Genomic DNA, 25,057 nt, shown 5'->3' with positions numbered 1-25,057 from the left:
TCTACAACAAAAAAGCCTCGCTACTCTTATCGAATAACGAGGCTTTTTTATGTTGTTCTACCTGGATTCGAACCAGGACAAACAGGACCAGAATCTGTTGTGCTACCATTACACCATAGAACAATCTCTACAAAATTGCAAGTAAACTTTAAACGTTGTTCTACCTGGATTCGAACCAGGACAAACAGGACCAGAATCTGTTGTGCTACCATTACACCATAGAACAATATTTAACAAATCACCAACTCTCTTGTTAGCGGATGCAAAGGTATATACTTTTTCAAAATTTGCAAATAAACCTTCGAAAAAAATGTCCAGAAAAAACACGTACGTCTTTCGGATAAAACACGTACATGTTTTCTCAAAAAGACGTACGTGTTTTTTTAAAAGCTTATAACGATCGAGGAGATAGTCTCAAACAAGGTATTACACATATATTAATGAAAGAAAAAGACGTATGTAACGAATTAAGAAGTATATTTGCGACTTGGAAAATTATATCAATAGAAATAAATGGATCAAACAAAAGAATTAGTAAAAACGATTGTTGAAGGCCTTCAAGAAAAAAGGGGCAAAAATATTGTAACAGTAGATTTAAGCCAGACTTCTGGTGCCATTTGTCAATATATGGTTATTTGTGAGGGAAACACTCCTACCCAAGTTTCAGCGTTATCTGATTCCGTATGGGATTTCGCACGCAAGAACGCGAACGAGAAACCATTATCCATTGACGGTACACAGGGCGCTCAATGGATCGGCATGGATTATGGCACGGTTCTTGTACATATATTCCTGCCGGAACAACGTGCATTTTATAACTTAGAGAACCTTTGGGCAGACTCGAAGGTTATACAAGTACCTAACATTGATTAAGCCGGCCTAAATATTTGATGATAATCTCTTATGGAAAATAAAAACGATATATTTAATAAAACACCGAAGGGCGGGAAACCTAAGATGTTCCGCTTTAATTTGTATTGGATGTACGGGTTGATCTTCATCATGCTTGTTGCCCTATACATGACAAATGATTCTTCGGGAGCGAAAGAGCTAGGCTGGACAGAGTTCCAGAAACTAGCGCAGGAAAACGTATTCGATAAAATGACAGTCTACAACAAGAAGAACTTGGTGGAGGCTACAGTGAAAAATGGAAAGACTGAACAGGTCTTTGGGAATATGGACGTTTCTAAAATCGGGGTTTCTCCGAAAGTATACGTAAAGATCCCGTCGGCCGACAAGTTTTCCGATTTCTATGACAAAGCGGTAGCCGATAGTCACATCGATACACAAGTCCGGTTCGAGGAAGGCGATGACGCTATCTGGAATTTCTTGGTTTCATTTGGCCCGATTATCTTATTGATCGGTGTATGGATGTTCTTGATGAGACGTATGTCCGGTGGTACCGGCGCAGGTCCGGGTGGCGTGTTCAGCGTTGGTAAGGCAAAAGCTCAGCTTTTTGATAAAGATAATGACCGTAAGGTGACATTCAAGGATGTCGCCGGATTGGCGGAAGCGAAACAAGAGGTAGAGGAAATCGTCTCTTTCTTAAAGAATCCGGAAAAATATACCGAATTAGGAGGTAAGATACCCAAAGGTGCATTATTGGTAGGCCCTCCGGGAACCGGTAAGACATTATTGGCGAAGGCTGTTGCCGGAGAAGCTAATGTGCCGTTTTTCTCCTTGTCTGGTTCTGATTTCGTGGAGATGTTTGTCGGTGTAGGCGCCTCCCGTGTGCGTGACTTATTCCGCCAAGCGAAGGAAAAATCTCCTTGTATCGTCTTTATCGATGAGATCGATGCGGTAGGCCGTGCCCGTGGGAAGAACGCGAATATGAATAGCAACGATGAGCGTGAGAACACGTTGAACCAGCTGTTGACCGAAATGGATGGTTTCGGCTCTAACAGTGGTGTTATTATCTTAGCCGCTACAAACCGTGCGGACATTTTGGATAAAGCGTTGTTGCGTGCCGGACGTTTTGACCGACAAATCCATGTTGAATTACCGGATTTGAATGAACGTAAAGAGATATTCGGGGTGCATTTGCGTCCGATCAAGATAGATGAAAGCGTAGACGCTGAGTTCTTAGCAAGGCAGACTCCGGGCTTCTCGGGTGCTGATATCGCTAATGTTTGTAATGAGGCCGCTTTGATCGCCGCCCGTAACGGAAAGAAATTCGTACAGAAAGAAGACTTCATGAATGCGGTAGACCGCATTGTCGGTGGTCTTGAAAAACGTTCGAAGATCACGACGGAGGAAGAACGTAAATGTATCGCAAACCATGAGGCCGGTCACGCTACGTTAAGTTGGTTGTTGGAACATGCCAATCCGCTGGTTAAGGTGACAATCGTTCCCCGTGGTAAGGCATTAGGTGCGGCATGGTATTTGCCGGAAGAGAGACAGATCACCACCCGCGAGCAATTACAGGATGAGATGTGCGCTACCTTAGGAGGACGTGCCGCAGAGGAATTAGTCTTGGGAAAAATATCCACAGGCGCATCCAACGATTTGGAACGTGTCACGAAACAAGCATATGCGATGGTCGTTTACTTCGGTATGAGCGATAAACTTCCAAACTTGAACTATTACGACTCCACCGGACAGGATTGGGGATTCACCAAGCCTTATAGTGAGGAGACCGCGAAATTGATCGATACGGAAGTACAGAAGATCATCAATGAGCAATACGACAGGGCAAAACGGATATTATCCGAGAATAAGGAAGGACATAGTAAACTTGCGCAGGTATTATTGGATCGTGAGGTAATCTACTCGGAAGATGTAGAGCATATCTTCGGGAAACGAGCCTGGATCTCCCGTTCCCAAGAGATTCTGGAGTTGCAGGAAAAGGCTAACGGAAAGAACAAGGAGAATGCGGATAAGGAGGCGGAAGCGGACGCAACAACGGAAAACGTAACCGATACTCCTACTGAAGAAAACAAGACAGGGAAAATAGCTTGACCAAAGTCAAGACATTCATAACAAGTAAGGCTGGGGCGTATCTTTGATCAAAAGTTACTATCCAGCCTTCCTTATTGCTGTATTATCAATTTATTAGTTATATTTGCAGCCAAAATTACAAACAAGCAAAAACACTATTGTTTTGAAAAATCTGATTACACGTGCATTGACTGGCATCATTTTCGTCGCGGTATTAGTCGGTGCGATCTATTTCCACTCCTATTATTTTCTTACGGTATTTGGACTCATTACCGGACTTTCTCTATGGGAGTTCTACGGATTGGTTAAACATTATGAGAATGCCGCCATCAAACGATTTGTCAGCTCCTTGGGGGGAGCCTACCTCTTCGCCGCCACATTCGGTTACGCCAATGGCTTGATTGGAGGCAATATATTTCTCCCCTATCTTTTATTCTTAATGTATACCATGATCACCGAGCTTTACGATAAAGCCAGTAATCCAATCAATAACTGGGCATTGACCTTATTCGGTCAAATCTATTGCGCAGGCTCTTTCTCTCTGCTAAACTTTATTACATCGGTACCTAATACGCCGGGCGAGATCGTACATATCCCCTATTTTGCCTTGGCTATTTTCGTTTTCGTATGGGTAAATGATACGGGAGCTTATCTAGTGGGATCTATGCTTGGAAAAAGAAGATTGTTCGAACGTATCTCTCCCAAGAAGTCCTGGGAAGGTTTTTACGGAGGGTTGGCATTCGTATTAATAACCTCCCAAATATTCGCTTGGTTCATGCCGGCCACAAACTGGTACACATGGCTTGGATTAGCCGGCACGATCGTAGTATTCGGGACTTGGGGCGACTTGATCGAATCTTTGATGAAACGTACGTTAGGCGTGAAAGATTCCGGGCATGTATTACCCGGACATGGAGGCATGCTGGATCGCTTCGATAGCGTAATGATGGCTATTCCGGCCGCTTATATCTATATCGAGTTATTTATTCGAAATTAAATGTCAGGATCACCATACGGGATGTAGCTTTCGATAAGGCATCCGTATATTTGATATTTGCTTGATCTACCAAGTCCGGACGATCTTTCTCCAATAGGTTAACCAATCCGAAACAGAATTTCAGCTCCGGGCATAACTTAAAGTAGGGTAGATAGATATCACATCCCAAGCCAAACTCAAATCCGAAGTCCGTGCTTTTCAATAGAATCGGATTACCTTTCTTACGGCCTATATCCACGGAGCCATAGATACCGCCGATCAAATAAGGACGGTAATTATTCAAGCGTAAAGCCGTATATTTAACGTCTAAGGGGAAATTCAGATAACTGGAACGAACGTTCGTGATGAATTCCTCTCCCGTAGCCTGTTCCCGAAACTTAAATTTCTTATCCCCGAAATGGATAGAAGGCGTGAAGCGTAAATTGAAATAAGGATTCATATACATATCTCCGATCACCCCGACACTAAAGCCGGGTGAGTAAGAAGGAATCTCCGCGAACCAAGTCTCTCCATTGGTCATGACACCGGTATGGGTCAATAACAAATCCTGCGAGTGAATACCCACATGAAACCCCAGATGAAGCCATTTCAAATCAGCGTACGGCTGATTCCTCACCCTTTCCTTTTGAGCCATGGCTCCCATGGTAGCCAAGCTTACCACATATAATATAAGTAATAATCGTCTCAAATCTCAACCTATTTTGTTTAATAACGAAAACCCGACAAAGATATTGCAAAAAAGAAGATTTTTGAAGAAAATAAGCCAGTAGATATTTTTTAAATAGAAAGAAAGCTATATTTTTGCACCTACTAATAGTTATCAATTTAAACGTTTAAAAAAATGGCTTACGTAATTAGCGATGATTGTATTGCATGCGGAACTTGTATTGATGAGTGTCCGGTAGGAGCAATTTCAGAAGGTGATAAATACAGCATCAACCCTGAAATGTGTACAGATTGTGGAACTTGCGCTGACGCATGTCCTACAGAGGCTATCCACCCGGCTGAATAATTCGCAGCAAAGAATAGGATTTTCCTTTGCGGAAAGCTCCTAACACATAACGGGCTGTTTCTCTCCATGAGTAAAACAGCCCGTTATCTTTTTCTCTTCGTGTTACATTAAAACTCAATATCCAACTTTATAGCACCGGAAGCCATATCCTCCTCCGAGGAATCGCCATGAATCGTTTCCTCCTCTTCAGGTTCCACCACGTCTTCCGCGGATTTCTTCAGATTTGAGTTCTTGATATAACTGATTACATCTTGCATTCCCTCCATAAACTTCTCAAAGTCCTCCTTATAAAGGAAAATCTTATGCTTCTCAAATGAGATTTGCAAACCATCCTTTGATTGAATTTTCTTACTTTCCGTAACGGCAACGAATAGGTCATCTTTCAAATTCCTCTTCACATCCAGATAATAAATCCGTTTTCCCGCTTTAATGGCTTTAGAGTATAGAATCTCCCTGTCGCCACCTTCAACATGTTTTTTATTCCTTGATTCTTCCATGACAGCTAACATTCGTTAAAAAACCACCCACTTTATATAACTTGCTTCAAATATGTGCATTTTTTTTTAATTAGCAACTATTTTAACGATCGAAAATACGCCCATTGAGGCTAAATTTGTAAAATATCATCTAACACATATAAAATTAAGTAAATCCGGATTCTTTTATGGAAAAAACGACTACCTTTGCAGCCTAATTTATAATAAGAAGTTCCTTCAAACGATGATCAACAGAATTTTAATCCGCATTAAAGTTTTACAGATAGTATACTCTTACTATCAAAACGGAAACGGTGACCTCAAAGTTGCGGAAAACGAATTGCTTTTCAGCCTTCAGAAGTCATATGACTTATATTATTATTTCTTACTCCTAATTATCGAAGTTACCAACCTGCAAAGAAGGATCCTTGACACCCGGAAGTGCAAATACATGCCTACCGATGAGGAGTTAAACCCGAATACACGCTTCGTAGACAATCGTTTTGTCGCTCAATTAGCGGAAAACGATACGTTGAAAAAGTATGTGGACGAGCAAGGTCTCTCATGGAGTAACGACGAGGAGTTTGTTAAAAACGTATTGGATACGATCTTAAGCTCTGAAATTTACGCCGAATACTTGAAAAACGAAGAAGACTCGTACGAGACGGATCGTGAGTTCTGGCGCCAGATCTTCAAGAAAGTAATCTGTGGGAACGAGATGATAGAGGAATATCTGGAAGACAAAAGCATCTACTGGAACGACGATATTGAGATCGTAGAGACTTTCGCCTTGAAGACTATCAAGAAATTCGAGGAGAAGAAAGGTAGTAAACAAGCCTTATTGCCAATGTTCAAGGATTTGGAAGACAAGGCTTTCGCAATCAAGTTATTTCGTCAAAGTTTGTTGAAAGGTAAGGAATATCGTGAACGCATCGACAAACATATGAAGAATTGGGAAACCGAACGTATCGCCAATATGGACTTGATCATCATGCAAGTCGCCTTAGCCGAGATTTTATCGTTCCCGACCATTCCCATCAACGTTACCTTAAATGAATATATCGATGCCGCAAAGTATTATAGTACACCTAAAAGCGGAACATTCATTAACGGAATTCTGGATTCAATAGTCAACGAATTAAAAAAAGAGAAGTTATTGCTCAAAGATTAATTATTATCATTACATTTGTGCATATCATTATTGATATTAACTTGTAAAACGATTATTATAGTATGAACTTACTCAGTATTTTACTTCAAGCTCCAGCTGGAGGAAGTCAGTGGTCCGGTATTTTGATGATGGTAGTTATCGTAGCTATCTTCTATTTCTTCATGATCCGTCCGCAACAAAAGAAACAAAAAGAAATCCAGAAATCACGTGAGGCGTTGAAAACAGGCGATAAAGTGATTACCGCCGGAGGTATCTATGGAAAGATCAAAGAGATCGGTGATACTTATATGCTAATCGAGGTAGCGGATGGAGTACGTATCCGTGTAGATAAAACTTCTATTTTCGCTTCAGCGGAAGACGCTCAGCAGCAGAAATAATCTAACTACAGAATATGTCACGACTTGAGAACATACAAAATTCCTTCAAGTCTATCCAAGCAAAGACTAAGGCTTTTTTCCACGGAGACAGATGGAAAGAGGTCTTGGTCTTTTTCTTTTTCGCCCTTTTGGCTTTCGGTTTCTGGCTACTCCAAAGCTTGCAGCAGGAATATGAGATAGAACTTGTTTTTCCGGTTAAGTATAAGAACGTACCTGCCGATATAGCGTTTAATGCCCCTGAGGTGGAAACGATTACCGCAAAGGTAAAAGACAAGGGTAGCGTTTTACTCAACTATACTTTTGGAAGATCGTTTGCTCCGATCGAAGTGAACATGAAGAATACGAAGGAGAAAAATGGTTCGGTTCAAGTAAGTAAAAGGCAGATCGAGAACGATATTCAAAAACAATTGATAGCCACTACGGCATTACAAAGTTTTGATCCGCAACAAATAGATATGGATTTCAGTCAGCGGGTCCATAAGGAAATACAGGTCGTTTTTAATGGTGATATTCATATGGAAGCCGGCTTTCAATTATCCGGGGATATCCAAATCAATCCCCAAAAGATCAACGCTTATGCCACCGCAGCGATCTTAGATACGTTGACCTCGGTCAAGACGGCTTTCACTGAAGTTAAAAAAGCGAATAAAAACATTACGAGAACCGTACAACTAATCAAAGTAGACGGCGTTAACTTCGATCCGGAAAACGTATCTATCACGATTCCGATAGAGGAGTACACGGAGAAGACATTGGAAATACCTGTCTCTTGCAGTCATATACCGCCACATTATACGGTACGTATGTTTCCGGCGGTCGTAAAAGTGACTTGCAGTGTGCCCTTGTCCCGATTCAAAGGACTTTCGGAAGATATGTTCTCGATTCATATACCTTTTGAGGATCTGGAGCAAAACGTATCTGGTACCCTACCCGTCAAACTCACCAAGAAACCAGACTGGGTACATACGGCAACCTTATTGCCAGATAAGGTAGAATTTATTTTGGAACACAACAATAAGCATGATTAAAATAGGCATTACAGGAGGGATCGGGAGCGGCAAATCCGTCGTAGCCTCTTTATTAGCGTTATCCGGTGTACCCGTATACATAGCGGACGAGGAAAGTAAATGGCTGACAAATAACTCCCCGGTTATCCGTGAGAAATTAACAGCCCTTTTCGGTCCGGAGATTTATACGAATGAGGGATTGAACAAGAAACTTCTAGCCTCCCACATCTTTAATAATCCGGAACAATTACAACAGGTCAACCAGATCATTCATCCTGAGGTAAACCGTCATTTCTCGGCTTGGGTAGAGAGACAGACTTCCCCTTTATGTGCCATCGAATCCGCCATATTATTCGAATCCGGTTTCTACAAAGTGGTAGACATAAGCTTGATGGTCTATGCCCCAAGAGAACTCCGCATCGAAAGAGCCTTGGGGAGGGACTCAACCTCGAGAGAAGAAATCGAACGCAGAATCAACAGCCAAATGTCGGACGAGGAAAAGAAAGATCGCTCCGATTACGTTATCTATAATGACAACAGACAGGCCCTTATACCGCAAGTAGGCAAACTGTTATGTTGGCTTCAATCCCAATAATCACCGATAGCGGGACGAGTGGCTTTTACAGCATCTTACCTTCATCATCCAATGAACTTAAAATACTTCGTCAACGAACCTAAGATACTTTGTCGATGCACCTAAGATACTTCTCCAACGAAGTTAACTGTCCTCATGACGGAAGAATTCCACTTTTTCTTATTACCTTTGTCACCTCGAAGTTTAACACTAATAGAAAATAAAAAACATTATGTTGAAGACTATTTTGTCTATTTCGGGAAAACCCGGTCTGTATAAACTGGTTTCCCATGGAAAAAACATGTTGATCGTTGAATCGCTGACTGATAACAAGAGAGTACCCGCATACGCAAAAGATAAAGTAATCTCATTAGGCGATATCGCAATCTATACGGATGAAACAGAAGTGCCTTTGCATGAGGTATTGACTAGCGTAAAGAATAAAGAAGAGGGAAAAGCCGCCTCTTTGGTACCTTCTAAAGCCACGACGGACCAATTGCGTGCGTACTTTGCCGAGGTATTGCCTAGCTATGATCGTGAGCGTGTTTATCCGAGCGACATCAAGAAACTACTCTCTTGGTATAACATCTTGATCAACGCAGGCATCACTGACTTTACCCCGGAAGATGCTCCGGCAGAAAAGGAAGCTGCTGAAAAAGAAGCAGAATAACAGCATACGACATAAAGATTAAAGAAAGGACCGTTCGATACCCATCGTCCGGTCCTTTTTTTAAACATACTTAAAGACTTTATTTTTCGCTATATTTGCATAATTCTAGATATCACTATTTATGAAAACAAAAACAGTTCTTCTCTTTCTTATCGTATTATTCTCAGGAATATGCCGGATACATGCGCAAGCCGATTTCTACTTGATGCAGGCATTAGGGAGTCGATATATCTACAACTCAGACTATTTTGAAGAGACCCGTGAAATGCAAGTCTATTTAAGCGGAGTAGATGGTAGCCTTAAAAGTGACTCTTTACTCGCTATTTATGTCTTAGACGCACAATATCCCCCCACATTCAATTTATTTTGTTCAACATTCGAGTTGACACATCCCAACATACCCTGTATTATTGTTGGAATATTTAATTCAAACAGGCAAAGTGAGCTGACCCCGCCTTTCACAGATTCCTTATCGGTAAAAAGATATGACAACCCGGGACATGGAAAAGAAATGCTCTCGTCATTAACGAATGAAATAATCCCTTTCATCCAAGAAAAATACCATGCGGGAAATAACAGGATTTTAGTCGGACATTCGTTGGGAGGGACATTCGTCACTTATGCGATGATGGAACACCCAGACTTATTTCCTTATATTATAGCCATATCACCGAACTATAAATACAGCGAAAATATGATGATTGATAGGTTACGAGTGTTCACGGAAACCTATCAAGGAGAAAAAAAATTATATATCTACCTAGCCAACGGAGACAAAGATAAAACAGAAGAAGACTTCAAGCCCATGATAAAAGAGGCTTGCTCCATCATCGAGAAAAATAATAGAATCGACCTACGATATGATTCTTTAAACATAAAGAAACACAGTCACACTATATTTGAAGGTTATTACAGAAGTCTCCTCTCGATAACACCTCTTCTCTAAAGTACTCTCGTAAGCTTGCGAGAGCACTTATGCAAAAATAGTCCATTATTTTAGGCTAAACCTCACATTGTCTAGGGCAGACAACTCCTCTATCTTTGCCAACAAATAATTCACTCTATTGACCTCATAAAATAAAGAGCAAAGATGGAAAGCACCAAGTATTATCTCGGTCTGGACGTTGGCGGTACCAATATGGTCGCTGGCGTAGTAGATGAGAATCACCAGATTATCGCAAAGGAGAGTATACCGACACAAGCCGGACGCACGATCGAGGAGATCACCACCGACATGGCGGAAGTCAGCAAAAAAGCGGTTCTCAAAGCAGGCTTGCAAATGGAAGACATCTCTTCTTGGGGCATCGGCATGCCTAGTTACGTAAATCCAAAGACGAACCTTTTGGTACATGCCAATTGTTTCGGATGGAAGAATGTCCCCATCTACGACTATTTAAAGAAGCATATCTCATTGCCTACTTATATAGCCAACGACGCCAATTGCGCGACCTATGGAGAGGTCTTGGCCGGATCGGCCAGCCAATATACCGACGCCATCATGCTTACGCTAGGAACGGGAGTTGGAGGCGGAATTATCATGGGTAAGAAGATTTATTCCGGATCCGATAATATGGGAGCCGAACTTGGACATACCAAATTGGTATACAATGGCGAACGCTGCACTTGCGGGCAAAAAGGCTGTTTGGAAGCTTATTGCTCATCCACCGCATTAATCCGTATCATGAAAGAGACCTTACAAAAGAATAAGGACACCTTGATATGGAAACTTTGCGGCGAAGACGAAAATAAAGTCAATGGAGAGATTCTTTTCGAGGCCGCTAAACAAGGGGATTCCCTCGCTAAACAGATCGTCGATGACTATATCAGTAGACTGGCCGCCGGAATCTCCACGTTCATAACCATCTTCCGTCCGCAAGTAATCATCTTAGGGGGGGGTATCGCACATGCAGGTGACCTGCTGTTGAAACCTTTAAACGAGAAACTACATACTTGTACCTTCGCCGCCGAGGAAATAGGTATCCCTCAAGTTATCCGTGCGGAATTAGGAAATGACGCCGGAATAATCGGCGCCGCGCTTTTAGAGAAAACGATGTAACGAAAAAAAATATGAAAACAAATAAGAAAGAACTTTTAGATTCATTCAAGGGAGGACTGATCGTATCCTGTCAAGTACAACACGATGATCCGACTTTTTCAGTAGACTTTGTCGTAAAAATGGCAAAAGCCGCCCAATGGGGAGGTGCCGTAGGCATCCGTGCCAACGACCCGGAGCAGATCAAGGCGATCAAAAAAGAGGTGGATTTGCCGGTAATCGGGCTTTGGAAAATCTGGCACGATGATACGGACGTATTTATCACTCCCACCCTAGAGGCCGCTAAAGCGGTATGGGAAGCCGGAGCCGAGATTATCGCCTTGGACTGTACGAGCCAAATCACTCATGAAGGCCGCCCGGCATACGAACTGCTACCGATCTTGAAAAAGGAAATTCCGGAAGCGATCATCTTCGCCGACGTATCCAATTATGAGGAAGCCGTACGTGCCGTAGAAATGGGAGCCTATATCGTTGGCCCTACCTTATATGGGTATACGGAAGCTACCAAACATATCGAGCAACCGGATTTACGGGAGTTCGCCCGTATGTGCCGTGACTTCAAGGGCAAGGCCTACGTCATTATGGAGGGGCATATCTACTCGCCGGAAGATGCCATGAAATGTATCTTCCTCGGAGCTCATTCCGTAGTAGTAGGCAGCGCGATCACCCGTCCGCACTTGATCACGAAACGTTTTACGGACTTACTAACCGGTTATCAAAATAATTGGCGGGAAGCCGAAAGAAGCAAACATTAAAAAATCATCTGCTTGTAGAGATAGGGCATGCCCCGTCTCTACACAATATTAACAACAATAATCATATGGCAAATTTCAATGTAGAAGGGGCGCAAAACGTAGAGATCAGCAAGAAATTACCTTGCGAGAAACCTCTGATCGTACAACTGGAGATCATGGAGCGGTATACGGCAGTCCATAAAGCCTGTGCCGCCCTACCCAAAGAGATACGTGAAGTGGAATGCCTGAAAGTTTTATACCCCACGCTATTTCGCAAGATCACGAATCAAGACTTGATCGCCGGACGTACGGACTTCCTACCGATCGGGTTCGGATGCGTAACTTCCTTAGGGGGTGTCGGGCATTATTGCGTATTCAAGAAACTCCGTGCCTTCCAGCAACAACTGGATGAAACTGAACGAAAACGGGTGGATGCGTTATATGATTATTGGTTGGATCACGATTTAAAGACCCAATTCAACAAGGAGGTCCTCACCGAGGATACATTGGGTATGTTCATCGACTGCGAATACCCGATGATCGCTACCGCACGTCTATCCGGAATGATGCTGGATTACCCGAAACTATTGGATAAGGGCATCGGTGGCCTTCGCTCTGATTTACAGGAGAAACTCAAAGAGCAACCCGATAATAACTTTTACAAAGCAGGCATCCAATGTCTGGATATTTTTGTAGATTGTGCTTCTCATCTCCAGCAAGACGCTAGAGAGCAAATGGCTTCAGCCAACATGAAAAGGCAAAAAGAATTAGAGCGTATCTGCCAAGCCCTAGAGAACATCAAGGAGAAGAAACCCGGTACGTTCCATGAAGCGATGCAGTTATTCTGGTTATTCGCTTTGTTGGCCGGTGTTATAAACTACGGTCGTCTGGATGATTATCTAGGCCCTTATTTAGTAGCCGATCTCAAGTCCGGGCGATTGACCGACGAAGAGGCATACCGATATATCCACTCGCTTTGGACCATGATTGAAAATCGCCGTACAACCGTAAACGGACGTATCATCGTAGGCGGTAAAGGACGCAAACATCCGAAAGAGGCCGACGTATTCCTGCATATCGCCATGAAAGTAGCGAAAAATTGCAGGTATGTAGAGCCACAATTCACCTTGCGTTTCGATAAAGATACCTCCGAGGAAATCTGGGACGAAGCGTTGGACGCTTTGGGTGCGGGAGCTACTTACCCGACCCTTTACAATGACGACGTAAACGTCCCGGCCGTCATGTACGGAATGCGTGTAGACGAGAAAGCAGCGGAACAATACGTGCCTTTCGGGTGTACCGAGTTCGTGATACAAGGACAAAGTACGGGTACGCCCAACATCTGCATCAATTTACTAAAACTACTTACGATTTATATGAATGATGGTATCGACCCGATTGACGGTAAACGTAAATCCGGGCCGGTACCTCTAAAGAAATTAGAGGAGTATCAGACATTCGAGGAATTCTATGACGGTTACAAGGCTTTACTCGATTATTATCTGGATCTGTCTGTCAAAGCCCAATACCATTCGTATGAGGTGATGAACCAGCACGTAAGTTTCTTGTTTACCAGCCTATTGACCGATGATTGCATCGCACGGGGAAAAGCGCTTTTGGACGGAGGCGTACGTTATCTAGGCGGGACAAACGAGACGTATGGCAATATCAACACTTCCGATTCCCTGTGGGTAATCCGGGATCTGGTATTCAATCAAAAAAAATACACGTTACGGCAATTGAATGATGCCATGCTAGCTAATTTTAACGGCTATGAGGCTTTACGAAAAGATTGCCTAAACTGTGATAAATATGGTAACGACCTTGAGACTGCCGATACGATGGCCAACGATTTGTACGAGTTCGTAGCGAAAGGCGTACGCAATCGCGGTATCGCCATCGGTATGCAATACTTCTTGATCGTTATCAGCAATAATCAATTAAACACGGAATGGGGAAACCGGACCGCCGCCTCACCCGACGGGCGATTATCGTGCATGTATATGAATCCTGCCAATAATCCGCAAGGGGGAGCGAATAAAAGCGGCCCCACGGCCATGCTGAATTCCTTGGCGAAGTTCGACGCCAAGTATCATGGAGGCTCGGTACAAAACATTAAGTTTTCTCCTTCCATGTTCAACGAGAACAGGGCTGTCATCAAGAGCCTGTTCAAGACTTATTTTGCGAAAGGGGGTTGCCATTTGATGGTGACTGTAGTAGATAAGGGAGTTTTAGAAGACGCGGTAGAGCACCCGGAAAATTACCCGGACCTAATCGTCCGGGTAAGCGGGTTCTCCGCGGTATTCGTCGATTTATCTCCCAATATTCAACAGGAACTTTTAAGCAGGGTATTATATGATGAATAAATATAAGGTTAGCGAGAATAGGTTATCAATCATGGAGATCGAACGGTTCGCCGTTCACGACGGCCCGGGCATCCGGACCGTCGTTTTCCTTCAAGGTTGTCCCCTACATTGTCCATGGTGCTCCAACCCGGAATCCCAGAAAAGGAAACCGCATCTGCTCCATATCAAGAATAAATGTATCGGATGCGGACGTTGCGAGGCGATTTGTACACGGGGAAATATCTCCATCCAAGATCATTATCCGGTATTTAATCGGCAGGCTTGTGTGGCGTGCAAGGCTTGCGAGCGTATATGCCCGCAGAACGCTATTAAGTTTGTCGGTGAATCAATTACCTCATCCGAGGTTATGGAAATCCTTTTACGTGACCGGGATTATTACCTGAATTCCGGTGGAGGGGTTACGTTTTCCGGAGGGGAAGCTTTCACGCAATTCGAGGGATTGATGGATTTGCTGATCCAATGCAAGAACGAGAAACTGCATACCTCCGTAGAGACTTGCGGGCAAGTGAATCTTGATAAGATAAAGCAAGCGCTTCCGCTTATCGATTTGTTCTTGTTCGATATCAAACATACGGACAAGGATTTACTTCAGAAAGAAACCGGAGCGAACTTGGATACGATCCTCACGAATTTACGGTATATATCCAGTAAGAGCGCTAATAAAGTAACGATCCGTGTACCGGTAATCCCCGGTTTCAATTTCAATGAGAATACGCTTCGGGAAATATTCATGCTGGCGAAAGAAAATCGTATCAAATGCGTACACCTGCTTCCCTACCATACATTGGGAAAAGATAAATACGAGCAATTAGGTCTCACCTATCCTTATCCCTGCGAGCAAATGCTAGCCAAAGAAGAGCTGTTCCCCTTTAAGGAGATGGGGGAAAAAATGGGTTTGGAAATACGAATCGGAGGATAAACTCCTCCCAATAAAATAGTATCTTCGCGCAAATCATCGTTTTATAAATCTTAGTAAGAGACATATGAAAACAGAAAAAGAGAAAGCGGCGGAAGGTCTATTATACAATGCGAATCATGATAGTGAGCTTCAAGATGAGATGAAAAGAGCGAAATGCGTCCTTTTCAAATACAACCAATTGCCCCCCGACCAAGAGGAAGAAAAAGATCGGATTCTAACCTCTTTTCTAGGCAAGAAAGGGAAGAACACCGTTATCCTATCCCCTTTCCAATGCGATTATGGCTATAATATCGAGATTGGGGATAATTTCTTCGCCAACGTGAATCTCGTTATCTTGGATGGAGCGAAAGTTCGTATCGGCAATAACGCATTCATCGCCCCGAACGTAGGCATCTATACCGCCGGCCACCCTTTTGACGTAAAGCAACGTAATGAGGGTTTGGAATACGCTTTTCCCGTGACCATCGGCGATAACGTATGGATCGGTGCGCAAGCCTGTATCCTTCCGGGGGTGACCATTGGCGATAACACGGTAATCGCCGGAGGTAGTGTCGTAACCAAAGATATTCCGGCCAATGTTATAGCTGCCGGCAATCCCTGCCGTGTAATCCGGGAAATAACGGAAGCCGACCGGAATAAATACCGCCAGCCCTAAGCTCCCGTTTAGGGTATCCCTAAGCCCTCGTTTAGGGCAGCCCTAAATTCCCGTTTAGGTTCATCGTAAATATCTCACTTCGGTAACGAGTGCCGGTAATCCTTGGGTGATGTCCCTACTATCTTCTTAAAGATACGGCTGAAATAGTAGGGATCGTCAAAGCCCAGTTTCAAGGCGACTTGATTGATCTTCATATTCGTATGTAATAATAGCTGGCAAGCCCGGTCTATTTTCATATGCAAGAAATAATTCATCGGAGCATAACCGGTTTCCTTGAAGAAAAGCCTGTACATATAAGATTCCGAATAGCCGAAATGAGAGGCCAATTCCTTTAATGTCAATTTATTTTCCAGATTCTCCGTCATGAAGTGGGTCGCCAAACTAATAAAGAACGTATTCTCCGCCTTGCTTTTGGAGAATTTAGCCTCCCTATACGTCTTCACATAGAGGAAAGAGGCGATCAAATGATTGAAACTTAAATTGACGTAATTAACCGTAGCCTCATCCGTCCCACTCTCCAACACATTCAATAGTTCATCAAAAAAAGCGATACGATCGCCGATACGGGAATTATCATCCATGTCGATCGGGATCACCCCTTGCAGTTGATCGCTGATATACTTCGCCTTTTTCCCTTTAAAATGTGCCCAATAAATATACCAAGGATCATGCTCGCTCGAACCATATTGATGGGGCTTCTCTGCCGGGAGGATGAAAAAATGATTCTCGGGTACGACATATCGTTTTCCATCCAACACGTACCAGCCCTCTCCTTTGGTGCAATAAATTAAAAGATACTCTCCACAACCGGACGCACGATCAATATAATGGTTTTCCGCCTTCGGAAAATACCCCATAGAGTGTACGACCAAGTCCGCAACCAACGGGTTGTTCAACGCTTGTTCTATAATGTAGAAAGGATAGACAATCAACCGCTGACCGGAAAAACCATGCTTTATTTTCGCCATAAACCAAAACTTTTAGATGGTTACTGAATAACGCAAAGATAATCCATTTTTTTTAGCTAGATACTCTATTATCCAAATCCTTTATGTGCAGTATTTTTGCCAATGAACAAATAAACCATATCAAATGGCGTTATCATAAGGAGATAATCAAACTAAATATTCTAACAGATGAAAAAGATCGTATCTATTTTTCTAGTAACCATTTACGGGATGTGTATGGTTGCATGTGGAAGTCGTTCCTCATCCACGGAAGTAAAAGATAATGTATTGACTGAGGAAGAAAAAGCGGAAGGCTATACCTTGTTATTCAATGGCAAGGATTTTACCGGTTGGAAAATGTTCAACGGGGGTGATGTCAAGGGATGGCAGGTAGAAGACGGGGTGATCGTCGGCTACGGAAACGGTGGTGACGTGATAGCGGATACTACGATCAAGGTAAGTACCGATATCGTTACCGTTAAGAATTACCATAATTTCCAGATCAAATGGGACTGGAAAATCGGAGCGCAAGGAAACTCCGGATTCTTATATCACGTACAAGAAGGACCTAAGTACAAAGCTCCTTTTGAAACCGGCCCGGAATACCAGTTGATCGATGACGATAACTATCCTTGGGTCAGCGAGACCGGAAAAGAGGGATTGGAAGACTGGCAGAAAACGGGTTGCAACTACGCTATGTATGTACCGGAAACCAAACAGGTGAACCCTCCGGGAGAATGGAACTCCTCTATGGTACTTTACAAGGATGGATATGTTGAGCACTGGCTGAACGGAGAAAAACTATTCTCTTTCCAAGAAGGGTCCGAAGATTGGAAGATGCGTCGTTATAGCGGTAAATGGGAAGCTTTCCCCGATTACGGTATCTCTACCACCGGTAAACTTTGTTTTCAGGACCATGGAAGTAAAGTATATTTCAAGAATGTGAAGATTAAGGATTTAGACTAATTGTATTAAGAAATCAATGCCATGAATAGAAAAGAATTCTTTAAAGTATCGGCCGCAGCAAGTCTCGCGTCACTACTATCACCCCTTTCCGCCTATGCGGAGAAATTCGAATCGGAAGGTAAAAAGGTGAAAGTAGCCGTTATCGGTTGCGGAAGTGTATCTACCCAATATTTTCCCCATATATCGAAATGCCCGTATGTAGAAATCGTGGCTTGTTGCGATATCAAACCGGATCGTGCTCAAAAGGCGGCCAAGCAATATAATATACCTAAATGGTACAAGCATATCGATGATATGCTTAGCGGTTCCAAGTTCGACTTGATGCTTACATTGACCGATATGCAGGTTCACGGAGAGTTGAACCGTAAGGCTTTGATGGCAGGAAGAAATGTCTGGAGCGAGAAACCTTTGGCGAATTCCTATAAGGAAGGCAAAGAATTATACGATCTCGCTACTAGCAAGGGGCTTCGTATCTGGGGTGCGCCTGCCGTTGTAAACAGTCCTCAATTTGCCTTTATGGCCGAACAAATCAATAAAGGAACCCTAGGTAATCTGGCATGCGCGCACGGACATTACGGACATGAAGGTCCTTCTTGGTCCGCTTTCTTCTACGAACCGCTAGGTGGCAGTATGCCCGACTTAGGAGTCTATAACATCGCTACCCTAACCGGATTATTGGGACCGGCTAAATCCGTTGTTGCCATGACTACAATCGTAACCCCGGAGAGAACCGTAGACGATAAGGGCAAGATCAAAGTTCGAGAAGAAGATAATGCCATGATTATCATGGAACACGAAAAGGGAGTCCTTTCTCATATCGAGTGTGGTTTCAACTATTTCGATCCATACGGACATTTAGGTAAAGGACAGGAGAAAGCGACGATCTCCTTATACGGTTCCCACGGCAATATGCATATGGTAGGTTACGACTGGGCACCGAACGGGGTGGACTTATCGACGATGGATCATCCGGTACCCCAGCGTTTCGTTCCGGACACCAATGGCTATGTTTGGCAAGAAGGTGCTTCCGATATCAGCAAACACATGGCATTAAACACGGAACCACGTATAAATGTCGAGCATGCGTTACACGTATTAGAGATTATCGAGGCCGCCCGAAAATCACAAGCTACAGGTCAACGCATCCAGCTTGTATCGAAGTTTCCTTGGCCGATGGTAAAATAAATTAAGAAGTCTTAGTAGTGAAAAGAACGGGACATTTAATATATTTGTTCCTGTAAATACCAGAGAAACATGAGGAAGATAAGTGAAATTTTATGCTGCGTAGCCATACTTTGTTGTGCATTGAGCGCATGTAGCGACAAGCCGGCAACGGTAAAAGTCAGTAGTTTCAATATTTGGTTGAATACCCTAGGGGGAAAGCTTCCCCCTAGCCAGACAGCGAAAGTGATCGAGGCTAGCCAGACGGATATCGTAGGAATCCAAGAAGGGCATATCTATGAAGAAGACGGCATCAAGCACGATCATGTGCCGGAAATCGCGGAATCCCTAGGTTTCCACCTTTTCAACCAAGGGGAGGGACATTATATCTTATCTCGTTATCCGGTCGTCGACAGTACGGCTTCCCGCTACGGGGTGAAGATACAGGTAGGCAAAGACAAATTCTGCTGGATGTTTAATTGCCATCTATATTATATCCCGTATCAGCCTTATCAATTGAATGGGATTCCTTATGGCGATTATCCGTTTATCGATACCGAGGAGGAAGCTGTCCGGTTCGCCAACGAGGCCCGGCGTGAAGAAGTAACTCGTTATCAAAAGGATATACAGCAAGTCATGAAAGAAGGTTATCCTGTCTTTTTAACAGGAGATTTTAATGAGCCTTCTTTCTTGGACTGGACACAACGGGCTGCCGATGCCGGTATCCACAAGATCAAGGTGGAGTGGCCGGCAACCAAGGCTTTCTCTGAGATCGGGATGAACGACTCCTACCGGACAATCCATCCGGACGAGGTCTCCACACCCGGCTATACATGGACTCCCGTTCCTAGCGAACAAGAAATACTAGACCGTCTGGATTTCGTACTATATTCCGGATGTAAGGTAACAGACTCATTTATCACAGGCGAAAGCGAGGCCACCTCGGACGTGGTAGTCTCCCCTTACCCTTCAGATCATAGAATGGTAACCTCCTGTTTCAATTTCTAACAGCAACTACTAAAAAACAAATTATACAACATGGAATCAAGAAGAGATTTTCTGAAAAAAGCAGCCGTAGCGGCAGCTGGTCTAACAATCGTTCCCTCTAAAACGATCGCTGGATTAGGCCATAAGGCACCAAGTGATACAATGAATATTGTCGGTATCGGTATCGGTGGTAAAGGCCACCCGAACTTGGTCGGCATGAAAACCGAGAACATCATCGGGCTTTGCGATATCGACTGGAAATACGCGAAGAACTGCTTCGAGGAATTCCCGGACGCTAAACGTTATTGGGACTGGCGGAAGATGTTCGATGAGTTGGGCGACCAGATCGACGGTGTCATGGTAGCTACTCCGGACCATACTCATGCCACGATCGCGGCCACGGCCTTGACAATGGGTAAACACGTATATTGCCAAAAGCCGCTTACCCACTCTGTTTACGAGAGCCGTTTATTGACAAAACTCGCCGCTAAATATAAGGTAGCGACCCAGATGGGTAACCAAGGGAACTCCGGCGATGGTGTCCGTCAATTATGCGAATGGATCTGGAACGGAGAGATCGGTGAAGTAAAAGAAGTACACGCATGGACCAACCGTCCGATCTGGCCGCAAGGATTACAGCGCCCAACCGAAAAACAACGTTGTCCGAAGACGATGAATTGGGACTTATTTATCGGCCCGGCCGCCATGCGTCCGTTCCATGAGATCTACACCCCTTGGAACTGGCGTGGATGGTGGGATTTCGGAACCGGAGCTTTCGGAGATATGGCTTGCCACGTACTCGACCCGGTTTACCAATCCTTGAAGTTAGGTTATCCGGATCGTGTACAAGGCCGTTCTACCCAGATCAATACGGAATCCGCTCCTCAATCGGAGGTGGTAGAATTCCGCTTCCCGGCTCGTGACAATCTTCCAAAGGTAGCCTTGCCGGAAGTGAAAGTATATTGGTACGATGGCGGTATGCTTCCTCAGCGTCCGGACTTATTACCGGATGGTGTAGATATGATGCGTGACGGTTTGGGTGGATGTATCTTCGTAGGTACTAAAGACACGTTGATCTGCGATTGCGGAGGTTTCAACTCCCGGTTATTATCCGGCCGTGTACCTCAAGTAACCCCCTATTTGCGCCGTATCCCGAACGCTACCGGATACTTTGACGGTTTCCATGAGCAAGACTGGATCCGTGCTTGTAAAGAATCGCCGGAGAACCGTGTGGAAGGAACTTCCAACTTCGCTTATTCCGGACCATTCAACGAGATGGTGCTATTGGGTGTATTAGCGATCCGTCTGCAAGGCTTGAACAAGAAATTGATGTGGGACGCCCAAAACATGCGTTTCACCAATATATCCTCTTCCGACGTATTGAAGATCGTAACCAGCGATGATTTCAAGGTGATAGACGGTCACCCCTATTTCGATACGAAATACGCGGAGTTCAATGCGCTAGAGGCTGCCAACGAATATATCAGACATACCTATCGTGAAGGCTGGAGCCTTCCGGAAATGCCGGTATAAGTATGAAACGATATATTATATTAGCACTATGTACGGTCATGCTCCTTGGGCAGGCCGTACAGCTGGCGGCGCAAAAAGCGGACTGGAAGGTGGGTATACAGACTTGGACTTTCCACAATCTTACGTTGATGGAGACCTTGGATAAGACCCAACAACTGGGCATGGGGTATGCGGAGGCTTTCTTTTTCCAAGAATTGGGCGCTCCGTTCCCAAAAGAGACGTATTTAAATTACGACTTGAGCGATGACAACTGCGCTTTATTACGCCATGAGTTCAAGAAAAGGGGAATCAAGCCGATCGCCTTTGGTGTAGCCTCTTATGGGACTAACGAGGAATGGGATAAGTTCTTCGCGTTCGCTCATAAAATAGGCGCGCATATCGTGACTGTCGAACCGGAGTTAAACCAGTTAGACTACATCGAATCCCTCGCCAAGAAGTACGATATGGAGGTAGCGATCCATAACCATCCGAGTCCATGCATTTACGCAAGTGCCGAGGTGGTAGAGAAAGCGCTGAAAGGCCGTTCTTCCTTGATGGGAGTATGCGCCGATATCGGCCATTGGAAACGGGTGGGTGAAGATCCGCTCAAAAATCTCCAGAAGTTATCCGGACGCATCAAGGTGGCACATTTGAAAGACCTCACCGACAAGATGGAAGACGCTACATGGGGAACCGGGATCTTACCGGTAAAAGCGTTCGTCAACGAGCTGAAGCGTCAGCATTTCAACGGGCTTATCTCCATTGAGTACGATGATTTCAAATCCGATATCCAAGAGATACGCAACAGCTTGGAATTCCTACGGAAATGCTCTAAATAGAAGTATACGCTTCCCTTAAAAACACCTATATCGGCGTAGGCCCACACGTATATACGTATAGGCTTACACCGATATTAATATGGGCCTACACGTATATACGTATAAGCCCACACCTATATATGCCTAAAAAGTCGTTATCAGAACAAGGGATTATCCACCTTTTCTCTCAGCAACGCAAGATCTACCACCTGTTGAATATCACTCACATAATGGAACACCAAGCCTTTCAAATACTCCGGTTTGATCTCATTGATATCCTTCTCATTCTCCTTGCAAAGAATCAACTCCTTGATCCCGGCACGTTTAGCCGCCAAGATCTTCTCCTTGATACCACCTACGGGAAGCACTTTCCCACGCAACGTGATCTCGCCGGTCATAGCCAAGTTCTTTTTCACCTTACGCTGAGTAAAGGCGGAGACAAGAGAAGTCACCATCGTTATTCCGGCACTCGGTCCGTCTTTCGGGATCGCCCCCTCCGGTACGTGGACATGCACATTCCAGTTCTCGAACAACTCCTCGTTAATATTAAACTGAGCCGCATGCGCATGGATATACTCAAGTGCCAACATGGCAGACTCTTTCATCACATCTCCCAGATTCCCGGTCAAAGTAAGCTTTGACCCCTTACCTTTACTTAAGCTCGACTCCACGAAAAGAATCTCACCACCAACAGCCGTCCAAGCTAATCCCGTAACCACGCCGGCATAGTCATTCCCTTGATATTTATCGCGGGAATATTCGACCGCCCCTAGATATTCATACAAATCCTCCGGCTTAATGCTCGTCGGGATAGGCTCGTCGCTAGCGACCTTACGGGCTAGCTTACGCATGATTTTGGCGATTTTCTTATCCAATTCCCGGACACCGCTCTCGCGTGTATAGGCTTCAACGATCACTTGTAAGGTTTTCTTGGGGAATTTCACGGAACCTTTCTTCAAGCCGTGTACATCCATCTGCTTAGGCACGAGATGCTTCGCTGCGATCTCTACCTTCTCCTCCATGATATAACCGCTCACCTCGATCAGTTCCATACGATCCAGCAATGGCTGGGAAATCGTATTCAAATTATTAGCGGTAGCGATAAACATCACCTTGCTTAAATCGTAATCGATATCCAGATAATTATCGTGAAACGCGTTATTCTGCTCCGGGTCCAAGACCTCCAATAAAGCGGATGCCGGATCCCCCTTGAAATCATTCGTGATCTTATCGATCTCATCTAAGATAAAGACAGGGTTCGATGTTCCCGCCTTCTGTATATTCTGGATGATACGTCCGCACATAGCACCGATATAGGTACGACGATGTCCGCGAATCTCGGCCTCATCGTGCAATCCACCTAAAGAGACACGTACATATTTACGGCGCAAAGCCTCTGCGATGGAACGCCCCAATGAAGTCTTGCCGACTCCCGGAGGACCGTACAAACAGATAATCGGAGATTTCATATCCCCTTTCAGCTTCAATACGGCCAGATGCTCGATAATACGCTCTTTCACCTTCTCCAAACCATAATGATCACGATCTAAGACCTTCTGGGCATGAGACAAGTTGAAATTGTCCTTACTATACTCGTTCCACGGCAAGTTAACGATATTCTGGACATATTGCGTCTGTACGGAATAATCCGGAGATTGCGGATGCAATCGTTCCAATTTTCGCAATTCCTTCTCAAAGACCTGCGCTACCTCGGCAGGCCATTTCTTACGACTGGCTTTCTCCCGTAATTCTTTTATCTCCAACTCATTGATATTCCCGCCCAATTCCTCTTGAATGGTCTTGATCTGCTGTTGAAGGAAATATTCTTTTTGTTGTTGATTGATATCCTCATGTGTCTTCATCTGGATGGAAGCTTTCAACTCCACCAGCTGATACTCGCGGTTCAAGATAAAAAGTAACCGATACGCACGCTCTTTTAAGTCCCCGATCAATAACAATTGCTGTTTCTCGGCCGATCCACTCGGTATATTGCTACAAGAGAAATTGACCACATACAAGACATTCTTATTATTCTTGATCGAGAAGATCAAATCCCGGGGAGGTTCAGCCACGGCCCCAAGCATCTTGATGGTCAAATCCTTGATCGTTGAGATCAAAGCCTCGAACTCGCGGTCTGTCTTGTCCGGCTTCGTGTCCTCCAACACGGTGATCTTACCGGAAAGATACGGATCTGTCTCGGTCAACTCATTCAATTCAAAGCGTTTCTTACCTTGAAGAATAACAGTAGTGCTACCATCTGGCATCTCTAAGACACGAACGATGTCAGCGATTACCCCGGTAGTATATAAATCCTCTAAAACCGGATCTTCCGTATCCATCTCTTTCTGGCAAACAACTCCGATCAAACTCTTTTTATGTACAGCCTCTTTGATCAGGCGCATCGATTTAGGACGCCCGATAATCACCGGCAAGGCAACACCCGGAAAGAGTACCATATTCCTTAACGGAAGAATGGGTATAGTGTCTCCAACTTTCTCTATTCCTTCTGTGAAATCCTCATCTACATCGCATTCTGTAAGAATTGGCATTACGATACCAATATTGTCATCCAAGTCATCAAACGAATTCTGGCAAAATACTCTCGTCTTTTCTTTCATATATACATTCATCATTGTATATGTTAATACAATAAACGTGCCAAAGTTACAGCTTTTCATTCAATTCTTACTAATTTCGCGGCATACAATCGATAGAGAT

Annotated in this window: 24 protein-coding genes and 2 tRNA genes; 20 read left to right on the top strand and 6 right to left on the bottom strand. The window is 44.1% G+C overall.

The window, feature by feature from the left end:
• Positions 1-52: 52 nt before the first annotated feature.
• Both DW033_RS05760 and DW033_RS05755 read right to left on the bottom strand, forming a co-directional pair.
• Positions 53-123 (bottom strand) — tRNA-Gln (locus DW033_RS05760).
• Positions 124-155: 32 nt separating this feature from the next.
• Positions 156-226, bottom strand: a tRNA-Gln gene (locus DW033_RS05755).
• 287 nt (positions 227-513) lie between these two features.
• On the opposite strand from DW033_RS05755, the gene rsfS reads away from it, so the two are divergent.
• From rsfS to DW033_RS05740, 3 genes are all read left to right on the top strand, one after another.
• The gene (gene rsfS, locus DW033_RS05750; RefSeq protein ID WP_005854895.1) at positions 514-873 is read left to right on the top strand and encodes a ribosome silencing factor; all 360 of its coding nucleotides are present in this window, start codon (positions 514-516) and stop codon (positions 871-873) included.
• Positions 874-903: 30 nt separating this feature from the next.
• Positions 904-2,958 carry an ATP-dependent zinc metalloprotease FtsH gene (ftsH, locus tag DW033_RS05745; protein ID WP_036612872.1) on the top strand — a complete coding sequence of 685 codons (2,055 nt, stop codon included), beginning with the start codon at positions 904-906 and terminating at the stop codon, positions 2,956-2,958.
• 142 nt (positions 2,959-3,100) lie between these two features.
• Entirely contained in the window at positions 3,101-3,934 is an 834-nt protein-coding gene (locus tag DW033_RS05740) for a phosphatidate cytidylyltransferase (RefSeq protein WP_048927667.1), read from the top strand.
• Here DW033_RS05740 and DW033_RS05735 read toward each other — a convergent pair.
• Positions 3,921-4,622: a porin family protein gene (locus DW033_RS05735; RefSeq protein ID WP_008778155.1), complete on the bottom strand. Its 702-nt coding sequence runs from the start codon at positions 4,620-4,622 to the stop codon at positions 3,921-3,923. The two genes, DW033_RS05740 and DW033_RS05735, sit on opposite strands and share 14 nt — an antisense overlap.
• Positions 4,623-4,775: 153 nt before the next feature.
• On the opposite strand from DW033_RS05735, the gene DW033_RS05730 reads away from it, so the two are divergent.
• Positions 4,776-4,946, top strand: a complete 171-nt coding sequence (locus DW033_RS05730; protein WP_005854886.1) for a DUF362 domain-containing protein — start codon at positions 4,776-4,778, stop codon at positions 4,944-4,946.
• A gap of 107 nt (positions 4,947-5,053) precedes the next feature.
• On the opposite strand, the gene DW033_RS05725 is transcribed toward DW033_RS05730, so the two are convergent.
• A complete protein-coding gene (locus tag DW033_RS05725; RefSeq protein WP_048927666.1) occupies positions 5,054-5,443 on the bottom strand; it encodes a DUF3276 family protein in 390 nt (129 codons plus the stop codon).
• Between the two features lie 223 nt (positions 5,444-5,666).
• On the opposite strand from DW033_RS05725, the gene nusB reads away from it, so the two are divergent.
• From nusB to DW033_RS05670, 11 genes are all read left to right on the top strand, one after another.
• Entirely contained in the window at positions 5,667-6,593 is a 927-nt protein-coding gene (nusB, locus tag DW033_RS05720; protein WP_005864942.1) for a transcription antitermination factor NusB, read from the top strand.
• A 62-nt stretch (positions 6,594-6,655) separates the two neighbouring features.
• The gene (gene yajC / locus DW033_RS05715) at positions 6,656-6,970 is read left to right on the top strand and encodes a preprotein translocase subunit YajC (RefSeq protein ID WP_005864940.1); all 315 of its coding nucleotides are present in this window, start codon (positions 6,656-6,658) and stop codon (positions 6,968-6,970) included.
• Positions 6,971-6,984: 14 nt separating this feature from the next.
• On the top strand, positions 6,985-7,998 hold the full coding sequence (locus DW033_RS05710; protein WP_005864938.1) for a YbbR-like domain-containing protein: 1,014 nt from the start codon (positions 6,985-6,987) through the stop codon (positions 7,996-7,998).
• Positions 7,991-8,572: a dephospho-CoA kinase gene (coaE, locus tag DW033_RS05705; protein ID WP_048927665.1), complete on the top strand. Its 582-nt coding sequence runs from the start codon at positions 7,991-7,993 to the stop codon at positions 8,570-8,572. The genes DW033_RS05710 and coaE overlap by 8 nt, the downstream gene beginning before the upstream one ends.
• A gap of 211 nt (positions 8,573-8,783) precedes the next feature.
• Entirely contained in the window at positions 8,784-9,221 is a 438-nt protein-coding gene (locus DW033_RS05700) for a DUF5606 domain-containing protein (protein ID WP_005854873.1), read from the top strand.
• A gap of 121 nt (positions 9,222-9,342) precedes the next feature.
• Complete coding sequence (locus DW033_RS05695; RefSeq protein WP_048927664.1) at positions 9,343-10,167, top strand: alpha/beta hydrolase; 825 nt, start codon at positions 9,343-9,345, stop codon at positions 10,165-10,167.
• A 144-nt stretch (positions 10,168-10,311) separates the two neighbouring features.
• The gene (locus DW033_RS05690) at positions 10,312-11,277 is read left to right on the top strand and encodes an ROK family protein (protein WP_005864930.1); all 966 of its coding nucleotides are present in this window, start codon (positions 10,312-10,314) and stop codon (positions 11,275-11,277) included.
• An 11-nt stretch (positions 11,278-11,288) separates the two neighbouring features.
• A complete protein-coding gene (locus DW033_RS05685) occupies positions 11,289-12,029 on the top strand; it encodes an N-acetylmannosamine-6-phosphate 2-epimerase (protein WP_048927663.1) in 741 nt (246 codons plus the stop codon).
• 65 nt (positions 12,030-12,094) lie between these two features.
• Entirely contained in the window at positions 12,095-14,374 is a 2,280-nt protein-coding gene (locus tag DW033_RS05680; RefSeq protein WP_048927662.1) for a pyruvate formate lyase family protein, read from the top strand.
• Positions 14,364-15,293: a glycyl-radical enzyme activating protein gene (locus DW033_RS05675; RefSeq protein WP_048927661.1), complete on the top strand. Its 930-nt coding sequence runs from the start codon at positions 14,364-14,366 to the stop codon at positions 15,291-15,293. Before DW033_RS05680 ends, DW033_RS05675 begins: the two co-directional genes overlap by 11 nt.
• Positions 15,294-15,357: 64 nt before the next feature.
• Positions 15,358-15,948, top strand: coding sequence for a sugar O-acetyltransferase (locus DW033_RS05670; RefSeq protein ID WP_005854862.1), 591 nt, complete (start codon positions 15,358-15,360; stop codon positions 15,946-15,948).
• 74 nt (positions 15,949-16,022) lie between these two features.
• Here DW033_RS05670 and DW033_RS05665 read toward each other — a convergent pair whose 3' ends face one another.
• Positions 16,023-16,916: an AraC family transcriptional regulator gene (locus tag DW033_RS05665; RefSeq protein ID WP_005864921.1), complete on the bottom strand. Its 894-nt coding sequence runs from the start codon at positions 16,914-16,916 to the stop codon at positions 16,023-16,025.
• 168 nt (positions 16,917-17,084) lie between these two features.
• Here DW033_RS05665 and DW033_RS05660 point away from each other — a divergent pair, with 168 nt between their 5' ends.
• The 5 genes from DW033_RS05660 to DW033_RS05640 all read left to right on the top strand — a co-directional run bounded on the left by DW033_RS05660 (position 17,085) and on the right by DW033_RS05640 (position 22,360).
• Positions 17,085-17,861, top strand: a complete 777-nt coding sequence (locus DW033_RS05660; protein WP_005854859.1) for a DUF1080 domain-containing protein — start codon at positions 17,085-17,087, stop codon at positions 17,859-17,861.
• Positions 17,862-17,882: 21 nt separating this feature from the next.
• A complete protein-coding gene (locus DW033_RS05655; protein WP_005854857.1) occupies positions 17,883-19,046 on the top strand; it encodes a Gfo/Idh/MocA family protein in 1,164 nt (387 codons plus the stop codon).
• 69 nt (positions 19,047-19,115) lie between these two features.
• Positions 19,116-20,030 carry an endonuclease/exonuclease/phosphatase family protein gene (locus DW033_RS05650; RefSeq protein WP_005854855.1) on the top strand — a complete coding sequence of 305 codons (915 nt, stop codon included), beginning with the start codon at positions 19,116-19,118 and terminating at the stop codon, positions 20,028-20,030.
• 30 nt (positions 20,031-20,060) lie between these two features.
• Positions 20,061-21,542 (top strand): Gfo/Idh/MocA family oxidoreductase, encoded by a 1,482-nt coding sequence (locus DW033_RS05645; RefSeq protein WP_005864916.1) that lies wholly within the window; start codon positions 20,061-20,063, stop codon positions 21,540-21,542.
• Between the two features lie 2 nt (positions 21,543-21,544).
• Positions 21,545-22,360, top strand: coding sequence for a sugar phosphate isomerase/epimerase (locus DW033_RS05640; protein ID WP_122382525.1), 816 nt, complete (start codon positions 21,545-21,547; stop codon positions 22,358-22,360).
• A 137-nt stretch (positions 22,361-22,497) separates the two neighbouring features.
• Here the strand turns inward: DW033_RS05640 and lon are convergent, their stop codons facing one another.
• Positions 22,498-24,969 carry an endopeptidase La gene (gene lon / locus DW033_RS05635; RefSeq protein ID WP_022192022.1) on the bottom strand — a complete coding sequence of 824 codons (2,472 nt, stop codon included), beginning with the start codon at positions 24,967-24,969 and terminating at the stop codon, positions 22,498-22,500.
• Between the last annotated feature and the right edge of the window lie 88 nt (positions 24,970-25,057).

It is taken from the genome of Parabacteroides sp. AF39-10AC, assembly GCF_003635405.1.
Classification (GTDB): domain Bacteria; phylum Bacteroidota; class Bacteroidia; order Bacteroidales; family Tannerellaceae; genus Parabacteroides; species Parabacteroides distasonis.
The sequence above is the reverse complement of the archived record's forward strand: the minus strand, read 5'-3'. Positions and strand labels throughout refer to the sequence as shown.